This window comes from Nocardia iowensis (assembly GCF_019222765.1).
Classification (GTDB): domain Bacteria; phylum Actinomycetota; class Actinomycetes; order Mycobacteriales; family Mycobacteriaceae; genus Nocardia; species Nocardia iowensis.
This window is the reverse complement of record NZ_CP078145.1, coordinates 3,442,959-3,455,011: the sequence shown is the minus strand read 5'-3', so window position 1 is coordinate 3,455,011 and position 12,053 is coordinate 3,442,959. Positions and strand designations below refer to the sequence as shown.

The following is a 12,053-nucleotide window of genomic DNA, read 5'->3' as shown; positions in this document are numbered from 1 at the left end:
CGCGGTCACCACGCCCGGCTCACCGGCCAGTCCGCCGGTAGCTGCAGCCGCGCCCCGATCATCCGCAGCGCGGTCAGCAACGCCTGCACCTCGTCGAGACCCGACGCGACAGCGTGCGGGTGGCCGTCGATCCGGAATGGGCACATATAGAACTCGCCGTCCGCGGCGTGCACGGGTCGGCCGATCGCGATCGTGGCCCGCTCGTCGGCGATGGTCATCGACCGAATCGCGATCAGCTCACCGAGCTCGTAGCTCGCTGCGGGCGTGCCCACTCTCCGGTCGATCGGCGGGGACGGAAATCCCAAATCCGCTGGCCCGACAACGGTGAAATGGTGGCCATCGGTGTTCGCGCGCTCGAGCACCACACCGATCTCGGCCAGCGCGCAATACAACGCCGCGATCGCATCGACACCGACAGCACAAGACTCACCCCAGCCCTGAATTCTGAACGCGCACACCATGCCCGAATCCATGCTCAACCCCGGCTTACCCACCTCGATCAGCACCGTGCGGTGCCCATCGGCGACCACTCGAGTCGCGATCACCTCCCCTACATGAACACTCAACCTCGCCTCCCGGCTCGCGCATCCCCCACATCAGGGCTATGCCCGCATGCACAATTGTCTCCCTGCAATAGCTGTGCGCAACAGCCACTAATGGGCCGACAGCCGAATCCTCACCCATGGCCACGACACTCACACTCGGCCATAGGTGGCGGGCGTGTACCCGGCGCTCGAGTCCCCGAGTCTTCGACAGTCGCTGCGGGTGGCGTTCGAAGCTCTCCCCGCGATCGTGGGGTGCTCTGACGTTCAGTTGCTGTTCTCCGTGTAGAGCTTGATCAGGCCCGCGACCGCGTCGTCGTCGTCGAGGTCGTGGAGTTCCGCGCCGATGGAGCCGAACTCGGCGCTGCGGGGGAACATGGCTTCCTCGTACTGGGTGAGGGCGGTCTCGATGTCGCAGGGGTGTGCGGCGATGGCCTTGGCGAGTTCGGCGCCGTCGTACATGGCGCTGTTGGCGCCTTCGCCGTTCGGAGTCAGGAGGTGGGCGGCGTCGCCGAGCAGGGTCACCCCGGGTACCCGCTCCCACTTGTGCCCGAGCGGCAGAGCGAAGATTGGGCGCAGCAGCGGTGGGACGTCGCCGTCGGTGATCAGCGCGGTGAGTTCGGGTGCCCACCCGTCGAACTCCTTCGCGATCCGTGCAGCCGCGGCCGCGCCGTCGGCGAAGTCGATGGCGTCAAACCACTCCCGTGGCTCGCGGAGTACGACGTAGGTGTGGATGGTCCCGCCCATTTCCCGCTGGGCCTGGATCCCCTTGCCGCCCGCCGCGGGTGCGGCCATGGAGCCGCTGCCGACGGCTTGCGCGGCGGCCGGGTGCCGAGTGTCGACGTCGAACAGGTAGGTCTCGACGTAGGACATACCGGTGTAGGCGGGTGTTGCGTCGGAGAGCAACGGCCGCACCCGTGACCATGCGCCGTCTGCTCCGACGAGCAGGCTCGTGGTGATGGTGTCGCCATCGGCGAAGGTCACCTCGTGGTGACCCTCGCCCAAGGAACGGGTGCTGACGACCTTGCGGCCCCACTGCACGGCGCCGACGGGGAGTGAGTCGAGCAGGATCTGGCGCAAGTCACCGCGCTGCACTTCGGGTCGGCCGCCGTTGCCGCCGTCGGCCTTGTCGAGCAGGATGGTCCCGTCGGGGGCGAGGATCCGCATGGCCTGGCGGCCCTGGAGGATGATGTCGCGGAACTCGTCCGTCAGGCCGGCCGCCTCGATAGCGAGTTGCCCGTTGTAGTCGTGGATGTCGAGCATTCCACCCTGCGCGCGGGCCATCGGTGCGGGCTCGGCTTCATAGACCGTGGCTGGGATTCGGTGGATGTGCAGGACGCGGGCGAGCGTGAGGCCGCCGAGTCCGGCACCGATGATGGTGATGTGAGGGGTGTTCATGATGGTCCTGTTCCGGGCGGGATCGAGCCCACGCCTGGCGCGGCGCGGACGTGGTTGCTGCGCGCCGGGGCCACGCGTCGGGTCAGGACGGGGGCGGCTGCGGCAGATCCGCGGCGATTTTCGTGAGGAGGGCCTGCAGGGTGGCCCGCTCTGCCTGGTCCAGCGGGGCCAGGATCGTCTCCTCGACCCCGGTCATCGCGGTGTCGAACCCGGCGATCAGTTCGCTTCCCGCCGGTGTCGCGTAGACGCGTTTGCTGCGCTCGTTGCCGGGCTCCGTGCGCCGCTCGACGAAACCGCGGCGCTCGAGCCCCTGCAGGAGGCTGGATACGCTCGCCGCGCTGGTGCGGCTCATCTGGGCTATGTCACGCTGGATCACACCGGGGTTCCGGACCAGGTAGACCAGCGCGGCACTCTGCTCATGAGTGAGCCCGCGCTCCCGGATCCAGTCCTCACCGGCTTTCCGCTGCGCCCAGACGATCCAGCGCATCAGATCAAGGCTGCTGGTCGGTGTCGTTCCCTGCGTCTCCATGTTTCGAACCCATCAACTGGACGAGACGATGTGCACCGGCGTCCGGATGCCCCATTCCTCAGAGCCGTCGGCGACGAGGTCGGCGATCCGCTGGTGCCCTTGATCGAGCCGCCCTTCCTGGAGCGCCGAACTCGAGTAGTGGCGGTCGAACGACGCGTCGTCGCGATAGAACTCGAAGGCCCACATGAGGTCGGGATCTTCGTCCGAGCGAGCAAGGACCCAGTCGACCGGGCCGTCCGGGTCACCGTTGAAGTGGAGTTCGTGGCATGCCTTGAACAATTCGTCCCCCATTCCGGGCTTCGCCTTGACCTTCAGCACCATTCCCGGCTGCTTCGCATGCATCTCGTAGTCCTTTCGGTGAGTTTTGGCGGGTCACTCCCGGGTGTCCGCTCTGCCAGACGAACACTTAGAACTCTAACTGTTAGAAGTCTAATGGTCAAGTGTGCACCCCGCGCAGGTGCCCGGCGCATGGCCAGGCGGCTCGCTCCCGGGTTTCGTGTAGTTCGGTATGAGACAAGCTCTTAGTCATCGCCGCCGCCGTCGAGGTGATCGGCGGGCCTGACCAGGCAGAGCGAGCCGGATGCTAATTTTGCGATCCGGGTTAGGGTTTGCGGCCGATTCCGCCGACGATGCAGTGACGCACATCGGCCAGCGGCGCGAGCCGTGGGCCGTCGGGCCACCAGTCATCACAGAGCACCAGACCCGGCTCGACCATCTCCAGCCCGCCGAACAGGGCCTGGATCTGATCTCGGGTTCGGAAACGACCGCTGCCCATCGGGCTGCGCACGAACTTGTCTTCCATCTTGCGCGCCAACTCGCTGTGCTCGCGGGTTTGCGGGTCGCAGAAATGGGCGATGGTCACATACGACCCGGACGGCAGCGCGTCGATGTAGGTCCGCATGATCGCGGCAACGTCGTCACCGAGATAGTGGTGCAGTGTCCCGATGTGCAACAGCGCCACCGGGCGGGTGAAGTCCAGTCCGTCACGCACCGTGGGGTGCCCCAGGACCTCGAGGGCTCGGAAGATGTCGGCGTCGGCGATCGCGGTGGACTCGTTGCTGGCCAACAGCGCTCGTGCATGGACGAGCACTGCTGGATCATTGTCCACGTACACCACCCGCGCCGCCGGGTTGATCCGCTGCACCACCTGGTGGGTGTTCTCCGCGGTCGGCAGACCCGAGCCCAAATCCAGATACTGATCGATCCCGGCTTCGCGGGCCAGGAAGCGACACGACCGGATCAGGAAATCGCGGTTGGCCCATGCCAATTCGTTGACCTGTGGCGCTACGGTGCGGACCTGCGCCAACACTTCGCGATCGACCTGGTAGTTGTCCTTGCCGTTGAGCGCGGCGTCATAGACCCGCGCGATGCTCGCGCGGGTGATATCCACCCCCACCGGCACCACGCTCGGGTAGGCGGCGGACGGTTGGGACATGGCATGCCTTACGGCATCTGTCGGTCCGGTATCCACCGATCCAGTCTCGCGCATCGGTGCCAGTTTCGGGTCGATACAACCTCGCACACAACAGCTTCGACACCGGCACGCTCCCCCGTGTGACGGTTCCGCGCGGACAGCGATTGTCAAAGCACGGTGGCGCCGCGAAAGTACATCCACCCGCTATTGGCACCGCGGCGTGGCACACACGGCCATGTCAGTGGGTCAAGGCTGGCTGACGAGGGCGTGGTGGTTGTAGCCGTTGACCGGTTCGCGTAGCGCGGCGGCCGCACCATGGTGCAGGGAGGATTTGATGTGGGCGAGCACCGGTCCGCTGGTGTGAGCCAAAGATTGGGCGTACTGGACAGCGGCGGGCAGAAGGTCGTGCTCGGTGGCCAGTGCATCGACCAGGCCAGCGGCCAGTGCATCGACACCGCTATAGCGTTGCCCGGACACCAGCGCATGATGGGCGAGGTGAGCCGGTAGCCGCGACCGCACCAAGTCCACCGAGGCGAGCGCGTAGTTCGCGCCCAACGCGACACCGGGAAAGCAGACGTACCCGCGGTCGGATCGCATGATGCGGTGATCGTGGGCTACCGCGAGAAACGCTCCAGCCCCGAACGTGTGCCCGTTGAGCGCGGCGACGGTCGGCATGGGCAGGGTGAGGATGCGAGCGAGCAGGCGCTGCATCTGGGTGAGATACCAATCAATACGGTCGGGATTGGCCCCGGCCCAGGCGAGGTCGGCGCCGGTGGAATAGAACTTGCCATCGCCGGTGGTGACCAGAGCCGCTGGGCCCTCGGCCGCGGTAGCTTCGTCGAGAATCGCATCTATCGCCGCGATCCAATCAGGGTGGAAACGGTTCTCGGTGTCACGCTCACCCCTGCTACCCAGGTGCGCGATAAACACCGGACCTTCTCGATGCAGAAACGGCACACCGGCAACCTATCGGTCTACCTCGCCCGACCAGCGCAGACACACCGACGCTCCCCGGTGCTAACGCGGACAGCTGGGCTCAGCGCAGCGAGATCGCCAGTTCCTCGAGCAGGTCCATCTGCTCCTGCATGCCCGCCTCCATCCCGGACTCGAGGATCATGTCGCGCAGCTGTTTGTTGTCGCAGTGCGTCAACAGGGTGAGGGTGGTGCGCCCGTCACGCTCGCTGAAGGTGACGGTATTCAGCGGCGCGCCCTCGTCGGCGTCCGTGACGCCCGCCATCTCGAAGACCTCGGTGGTGACGATCTTCTCCTCCGGGACGATCTCACGGAACTCACCGTGGAACGCGATCTCACCACCACCGCTGCCGACCGCCATGACGTAGCGCCATCGGCCGCCGACACGCAGGTCGATCTCGACACTGGTCATCGTGCCGCGTCGCCCGCTCCACCACCGCTTCACCAGATCCGGAGTCGTCCACGCCCGATACACCAGACGTTTGGGTGCGTTGAACTCTCGGGTGATCAAGATCTGTTCGTCGGTCGGCAGGGTCACCACTGCCGTCCCGGTACTGCTCGTCATCTCAGTTCTCCTCGTTTTCTTTGAGCTCTTCCAATACCGCGTCCAATTGGTCGAACCGCTCCGCCCACATGCGCTCGTACCGCTTGACCCAGTCATGGATCGGTTTCAGCGCGTGTCCGTTTAGTCGGTAAAGCCGTTGTCGCCCGTCATCACGCACGTCCACCACCCCCACCTCCCGCAGCACTCGCAGGTGCTTGGACACCTGCGGCTGGGCCGACCCGAGCAGACGAGCCAAATCGTTCACCGCCCGCTCCCCGTCGACGAGAACGTCGAGGATCTGCCGCCGCCGAGGCTCGGCCACCGCATTGAACACATCTGTTGTCGTCGCCGCTCGCGCCATATCGAAATCATATTCCTATATGGGTATACGTCAAGGCTGACGGTGATAGCCAGCTAAAAGTCTTGCCGCTGAGGAAGATCCGGCCCCGCTCGAGTCCATCAACGTCGAGTCGCGTTCGGTTGCCAGCTGGCGCAGTTCTTTGTCGGCGCGCCCGAAACAGGACATGTGCGGCATCGGGGCAGGTCGCGAGAGATCAGCCCCATACTTGCCCGCATGACGTTTTCGATCGGTCGCCGCAGTTTCCTCGGTCACGCCGGGACGGCCCTCGGTCTCGGAGTATTCGCCGCAACCGGGCGCGCGGGTGCCCAGCCGGGAGATCCCGGCACCTTGCCGGCCATCGGCCGAACAATCAACCTGGACCTCAACGGATTCGGCGGCACGTTGATCGTGGACCAGCCGCCGCCGCTGCCGACGCTCGACTTCATCGGCTCCCGAGTCGTGGAGGTTCGCAAGGGCGGCACGGACTTCGTCCACCTGCAGACCCTCAATTTCACGGTGGAGGCCGCCCACCCCATGTTCGGGAAGATCACCGCCCGGCTTCCGGATATCGACACCAGTCAGGACAGTGTTCTGAAGCTGGGTCCCGACGGATTGGTCGAAACCTGGCTTCAGAGCATGGATGTCACCTTCCAACGGTGTGGTGACTGCGAGGGACCATTCACGTTCAGCACGCTCGAACCCGCGCGATGGACCGCCCGCCTCAGCCAGTTTCCGCCACCACCTCAGAGCACGAATCCGGACGGCTCGCCCACCGGTGGGACGCTGTATCGGTTGGCCGAGCCGATACGCCTCGGACTCCCCGGTGCATCCGACAACACCCCGGATTCGCCACCCGTGCCGGACAGCCCAAACGAACACCAAACTTCGGGGGCTTGCGAGTCGTGCGCCCTCGCATCACCGCTGCCTGGCCAAAGCACGACTACCGGTACCGAGTATGCGCGCATACAGAACCTCGACTTCAACCAAGGACACGTGCCCAACTAGCCGCGACGGCACCCAACCTGATCGCAACCGCGCAGCGCTGTTACGGGCGATGCAGCTGCGTAGCTACGTCCGGTGATGCCGGAATGGCGCGTGTTCGATCAGGCGCAAACATCAGCCAGCAGTTGATCCCGCGAATGCCCGGATCTGCCGATTATGTGATGTCCGGCTGCGTCTACCGGTCTCCGCGCAGGTACCGGGCGAGCAGTTCGCGCACTTGACCGACGCGAAGCTTGCCTTGCCGGTGGATGGTGTCGAGCAGTTCCTGTGACAGTGGCGCTTCCGGAGTCGACACCTTCGATGCGCTGATCCTCGATGAGCTGGCTGAGCGCGACGTCGGTACGTTCAGCGCTGCGGCTGCGCGTGATCTGTGCCCTGGTTGCCGTGCGGGTCAGCAGATTCGGTCAACAGGTGAAGTGTTCTTTCATGCGGGCGGGAACGCCGTCGGCGGCGGCCTTGGTCCAGCAGACGTCGTGAGGGAAGCGAACGTAGGTGGTCCAGCCGGTGGCGGCGCGGCGGATGAGGCGCGCGCTGTCTCCGGGCGAGTCCCAGGCAACGAACGCCCACTGGCCGTCGCACTCGCTGACCGTGGCGTTCGCGCTGAGGAGGTGGGCGTCGAGGTCGTCGAGTTCGAGCACGACCGTTTGGGCGGAGCACGGTGGTTGCGGTCCGGATTCCTGGAAGCGCAGCTCGCCATCGACCGTCAGGCCGGGGTATTGCAGGAACAGGCTTTGCATTCCTTTCGGGAAGGGTGTCATACCGGGCGGCGGGGTGTTCGTGTCGAGGGAGTAACAGCCGAGCGGGAGGGAGAGGGTCGCCGATCCGTTCTGGTCGGTGACCGTGTCGCGACGCAGACCCTCGGTGGTGTTGGGCGGAATGTCGTGCGTCGCAGGGTTACACAGCTGCAGCAGGCGCAGAGTGACCGGCACGTTCGGCACCGGGGCGCCGGAGAGGGTGATGGTGCGGACCACCGCGGTGCCGGTGCCCGGCGGCGGATCTGCGGGCGGCGGTTGATCGGTCGGCGGCTGGTTGCCAGCGGGTGGAGTGCCCGGCGGCGGGCTTGTGGGCCGCGAGGTGGTCGTCGAGGTCGCAGCCGCCACTGGTACCGACGTCGTCTCACTCGGCAGCGGCGTCCGCGTCGGCCGTTCATCGCTCCCGGTGCCGCACGCCGACCCCACCAGCACGACCGCGGCAAGCACCAGCATCTTCTGCACGACCCGAGGTCTGGCCATCCCCCAAACCTCCCAATCGAATGACCGACATCCGGTCTACCGCCAATGATCGGACGACCAGTACCGATGGCGCAATCCCCCAAGACAGGGGTCGTATCCCACCCGCTGCGCAGGGATGCTCGGCATGGGAGAGCTTTCGAGGAAATGCAATCGCACAAGCCGGATAGCCTCCGACCAGTACGACATCGGCGTGGGTAGGTAGGACATCAGTCACGTCAGCTCCGATGCGACTGCTGCCGGTTCGGCCGGGCGGACCGCCGAACCGGGCAGGACGAGCAGGAGAACGAACGGCAGCGCGAGGGCCGCCAGGCCGAGCAGTACCGGACGCGGGCCGACCAGGTCTATCAACGCACCCGCGCCAGCGAGGGCGAGCATGCGGACGGTGGCCGTCGCCGCCGTGCTCGCGGCGATCACTCGGCCGCGCACAGCATCCGGTGTGATGCGCTGCCGGATCGTAGCCACGACAATGAAACCGAGCGCTGACGCGCCGTCGAGCACCAGCACCGTCGCCGCCAGCCACAGCGGAGCGTCGAACAGGGCGAGCACGCCGACCGCACCACCGTTGACCGACAGCACCGCTGCCAATAGGAGCGGCCAGCGGGCGACGTCGCAGAACCGGGCAAGCACGAAGCTGCTCACGAAGCCGCCGACACCCGCCGCCGACACGATGAGCCCCGTCGTGAGCGGCGTCAGGCGCAGCTCTTCGTTGGCACGTACCAGCAACGGCAGGAACGCCGCCGCCGCGAGCAGGTGCAGGTAGCACGCGCTCGCCAGCAGCACAGCCTGCGCCCGGTCCCGCCGCACCAGCCGCAGCCCGGCCAGCACGGACTCGTCGCCGCCGGATTCCCCGGCTGCTGGAACGTTCTTCGGCAACCGGGCCAGCAGCATGGCCGACGCCACGAAGCTCACCGCGTTGACCATGAACGCCACCAATGGCCCCAGCGACTGCAGCAGCCAGCCACCCGCGGCCGGTCCCGTCAGCGTGGCCGCAGCGTCGGAGCCTTCTACCAAACCGTTGGCGCGCATGAGGTCTCGGTCTTCGACGAGGCTCGGCAGGTAACTGCTCGCCGCCGCATGGAACACCGCGTCGCCGACGCCGGTTACCAGCGCGAGCAGCACCAGCGGCACCAACCGAGCCCCGCCGAGCACCACCTCCGCGCCGATCGCGACGAACGCGACTGCCCGGACGACGTCCACGGTCACCATCAGGCTCTTGCGTTCCCGGCGATCCACCAAGGCTCCGACGTGCAGCGCTGCCAGGACCTGCGGCAGCTGGGCCGCCGCGCCGACGACGCCCGCCGTGACCGCGGACCCGGAGGTCGCGAGCACTGCCAGCGGCAGCACCACGTCGGTGACGCGGTCGCCGAGGATGCTCAGCGCCCGTGCAGCGAGGAAATATGGCACCGGTTTTCGCATAGACAGCGGCGTCCCCGCATCGGGCCCACGTTGTCACCTGCGGCGGTCGCGGTGGCCTTGGGCGAATGGCGGATGGTTCGCGCCACCAAGTGACGCCCGAATTCACCGGCAACCGATGCCGAGTTCAGGTCCACTTTGCGGGGTGCGCCGCATTATCGAGTCGGCGACCCCTATCGGCTGAGCGCTCGTTGAGTCCGAGGTAAGCCGAGCAGCGAGTTCGGGCTATCACCGCGACAGTATGGGGATCGGGCTCGGCTCGGCTACGGTCACGAGAACAACGACATCGGCGTAGGGCGCATCGCCGTGACCGAGGCGATGAGCGAACCGCGCCATGGGAATTCGCCACCGGTACTTGGCGGCGATTTCCGACTCCACATAGGGCAGAAGCGTGCCCGCAGTCACCAATTGGGCTTGGCCTTGCCGCTGATGGGAGCCGAGGGCGGGGGTGCCTCGCCGGTCGCCGGGTTGAACGAGCACCCGGCCGTCGCGCGCCAGCTGTTCGGCTTCGGCGGACTGGGACGACACGCGGAAGGCGAGCTGAGTGTCGCCGATCGGGATGACCAGGCGCGGCACGGTCGTCAGCTGGCGCGGACCGGTAACCCGGGTCACGAGAACTGTTTTGGCGTCACGCCAGACCTTCGCGGCGTCCGAGCGTCCACCATTCCACGCGGGCTGCGGGCGGGCAGCCGGGCGCGCGACCTGCTGGCTGTCGACCGTTAGGTCGACGAGGGTATCTGTCATCGCGTTCGATCCTTTCCCTGCGAAATCCACTGCTCGATCGGATTCGGGCTCCGGCGAATCGGACGGCCCGCCTTCGACGGCCGTACCCCGGCAGCCGTCGCCCAACCATGTTCGATCGCCTCCGATTGTCCGGCTGATGTCTCAGCGCGCAACAATCGATAGGAGCAGCCGACCGCCGCCCGCACGACGAGATGTACTGCGGCTCAAGGAATTTGCTCATGCCGATCACCAAAGCGGCTCGGCGCCGACGTGATCTACGGAACTCGGCTGAGTTCCAGATCCGCCGTACTGCGACTCCACCGTGCCTGGTTCTGGCGCGGCATAGGTTCAGCCTCCGCCACAGTCATAACCCCGGAGTGTGGACCCGGTTGACCGTGACTATTGAAATCTGAGTTGAACTCAACTTATCATTCGGTCATGGGTAAGACCGAGACCAAACGCGGCAGCGCCGCCCGCCAGAACCTGCTTCAGGCGGCTGCGGACGAGCTGAGTGCGACCGGGGAGTTGGAGGTTGCGGCGGTGGCGCGCCGTGCGGGTGTCAGCGCCGGGCTCCCGTACCGGTATTTCGGGACCCGCACCGGACTGCTGATCGCGGTGCTCGAGTCGTTCTACGAGCGGCTCTGCGATGCCGCGGCGCTGCGGGAATACGCCGAATCCAGTTGGGCGGCAAGGGAACAACATCGTATTCGGGACTGGGTGACCTTCCTCTACGGTGAGCCGCTGGCCCCGATCGTGCTCGGTGGTCTGGTCGGTGACGGTGAGGTGGCGGCCGCGCACACCGCGCGGCTGAGCATGCTCATCGAACTCGGCGCCCGCAATATGGCGCGCGCCCAGCATCAAGGCGAGATCCCCGTGGATCGCGATCCGGAGTATCTGGCCGCCGCCACCCTCGGCGGCACCAACGCCGTGGTGTCGGTCGCGCTCACCCGCACCCCCCGCCCGAGTCCGGAGTCCGTCATCGACCAGCTCTGGGCCTTCGTCTCCGGAGCAGTCGGACTCACCGAAAACAGAGGACACACACCATGAACCACGAACCCGCCGCTGTCGGCACTGTCACTGCACTCGAGGACCTGGGCACCGACCTGGCACGACGGCACAAGGCCACCGAAAGTGGCGGTGCCACAGTGGATCCGGCGGTGGTCGACGCCGATATGGCCGGGCTCGAACGTGACGGCTACGTCATCCTCGAAGACCTCATCAGCGCCGAGGACTGCGCGCGTATCCGCGAGTCCGCCGCGAAACTGCTCGAACACACCGGCCGCAACGTCTTCGAAGGCCAACGCACCCAACGCCTCTACAGCGTGCTGGAAAAGACCCGCGACTGCGACCGCCTCGTCGACCATCCACGGGTGCTGGCCCTGCTCGACAGGCTGTTCCTTCCGAATTACCTGTTGTCCCAACTGCAAGTCATCAACATCCTGCCCGGCGAGAACGCGCAGCTACTACACCACGACGATGCGTTCTACCCGCTGCCCCGGCCCCGCCCGCCGGTCGGAGCGGCCACCGTGTGGGCCATCGACCCGTTCACTCGAACCAACGGCGCCACCGTCGTCATTCCCGGCAGCCACCGGTGGGCCGACCGGCGGCCCACAGCCGCCGACTCGATAATCAGCGTCGAGATGGCACCGGGATCGTGCGTGTTCTTCCTCGGTACTCTCTGGCACGGCGGCGGCGCCAACCGCTCCAGACATCCACGACTGGCCGTGACCGGCCAGTACTGCGAACCCTGGCTGCGACCCCAGGAAGCCTTCACCCTGTCCACCAGCCGCGACTGCGCCCGCACCGTCTCCGAAGACATTCGCCGCATGCTCGGCTACAGCATCCACCCACCCTTCATCGGTCAAGTCGATGGCATGCATCCCAAACGCCTACTCGAAACATCCTGAAAGGCCGCGGGTAACCGGCTGGTGCGGGTTCATGGAG

The 12,053-nt window shown here is 66.3% G+C and carries 14 protein-coding genes; 3 read left to right on the top strand and 11 right to left on the bottom strand.

Annotated features, from left to right (window positions below; translation table 11 throughout):
- Positions 1-5: 5 nt before the first annotated feature.
- The 8 genes from KV110_RS15935 to KV110_RS15900 all read right to left on the bottom strand — a co-directional run bounded on the left by KV110_RS15935 (position 6) and on the right by KV110_RS15900 (position 5,760).
- Complete coding sequence (locus KV110_RS15935; protein WP_218476949.1) at positions 6-566, bottom strand: DUF6968 family protein; 561 nt, start codon at positions 564-566, stop codon at positions 6-8.
- A 243-nt stretch (positions 567-809) separates the two neighbouring features.
- Entirely contained in the window at positions 810-1,940 is a 1,131-nt protein-coding gene (locus KV110_RS15930; RefSeq protein WP_218476948.1) for an FAD-dependent oxidoreductase, read from the bottom strand.
- 82 nt (positions 1,941-2,022) lie between these two features.
- Positions 2,023-2,469 carry a MarR family winged helix-turn-helix transcriptional regulator gene (locus KV110_RS15925; RefSeq protein ID WP_218476947.1) on the bottom strand — a complete coding sequence of 149 codons (447 nt, stop codon included), beginning with the start codon at positions 2,467-2,469 and terminating at the stop codon, positions 2,023-2,025.
- Positions 2,470-2,481: 12 nt separating this feature from the next.
- Positions 2,482-2,811 (bottom strand): putative quinol monooxygenase, encoded by a 330-nt coding sequence (locus KV110_RS15920; RefSeq protein WP_218476946.1) that lies wholly within the window; start codon positions 2,809-2,811, stop codon positions 2,482-2,484.
- A gap of 259 nt (positions 2,812-3,070) precedes the next feature.
- Entirely contained in the window at positions 3,071-3,904 is an 834-nt protein-coding gene (locus KV110_RS15915) for an SAM-dependent methyltransferase (protein WP_218476945.1), read from the bottom strand.
- A 225-nt stretch (positions 3,905-4,129) separates the two neighbouring features.
- Positions 4,130-4,840: an enoyl-CoA hydratase/isomerase family protein gene (locus KV110_RS15910; RefSeq protein ID WP_218476943.1), complete on the bottom strand. Its 711-nt coding sequence runs from the start codon at positions 4,838-4,840 to the stop codon at positions 4,130-4,132.
- 79 nt (positions 4,841-4,919) lie between these two features.
- Positions 4,920-5,420, bottom strand: coding sequence for an SRPBCC family protein (locus tag KV110_RS15905; protein ID WP_218476941.1), 501 nt, complete (start codon positions 5,418-5,420; stop codon positions 4,920-4,922).
- Between the two features lies 1 nt (position 5,421).
- The gene (locus KV110_RS15900; RefSeq protein ID WP_218476939.1) at positions 5,422-5,760 is read right to left on the bottom strand and encodes an ArsR/SmtB family transcription factor; all 339 of its coding nucleotides are present in this window, start codon (positions 5,758-5,760) and stop codon (positions 5,422-5,424) included.
- A gap of 213 nt (positions 5,761-5,973) precedes the next feature.
- Here KV110_RS15900 and KV110_RS15895 point away from each other — a divergent pair, with 213 nt between their 5' ends.
- Positions 5,974-6,744: a hypothetical protein gene (locus tag KV110_RS15895; protein ID WP_218476938.1), complete on the top strand. Its 771-nt coding sequence runs from the start codon at positions 5,974-5,976 to the stop codon at positions 6,742-6,744.
- Positions 6,745-7,145: 401 nt separating this feature from the next.
- On the opposite strand, the gene KV110_RS15890 is transcribed toward KV110_RS15895, so the two are convergent.
- The 3 genes from KV110_RS15890 to KV110_RS15880 form a co-directional block, all read right to left on the bottom strand.
- On the bottom strand, positions 7,146-7,973 hold the full coding sequence (locus KV110_RS15890) for a hypothetical protein (RefSeq protein ID WP_246634570.1): 828 nt from the start codon (positions 7,971-7,973) through the stop codon (positions 7,146-7,148).
- Between the two features lie 210 nt (positions 7,974-8,183).
- A complete protein-coding gene (locus tag KV110_RS15885) occupies positions 8,184-9,377 on the bottom strand; it encodes an MFS transporter (protein WP_218476937.1) in 1,194 nt (397 codons plus the stop codon).
- 237 nt (positions 9,378-9,614) lie between these two features.
- Entirely contained in the window at positions 9,615-10,130 is a 516-nt protein-coding gene (locus KV110_RS15880; protein ID WP_218476936.1) for a hypothetical protein, read from the bottom strand.
- Positions 10,131-10,547: 417 nt separating this feature from the next.
- Here KV110_RS15880 and KV110_RS15875 point away from each other — a divergent pair, with 417 nt between their 5' ends.
- Both KV110_RS15875 and KV110_RS15870 read left to right on the top strand, forming a co-directional pair.
- Entirely contained in the window at positions 10,548-11,156 is a 609-nt protein-coding gene (locus KV110_RS15875; RefSeq protein ID WP_218476935.1) for a TetR/AcrR family transcriptional regulator, read from the top strand.
- Positions 11,153-12,016, top strand: coding sequence for a phytanoyl-CoA dioxygenase family protein (locus KV110_RS15870; RefSeq protein WP_218476934.1), 864 nt, complete (start codon positions 11,153-11,155; stop codon positions 12,014-12,016). Before KV110_RS15875 ends, KV110_RS15870 begins: the two co-directional genes overlap by 4 nt.
- Positions 12,017-12,053 lie beyond the last annotated feature (37 nt).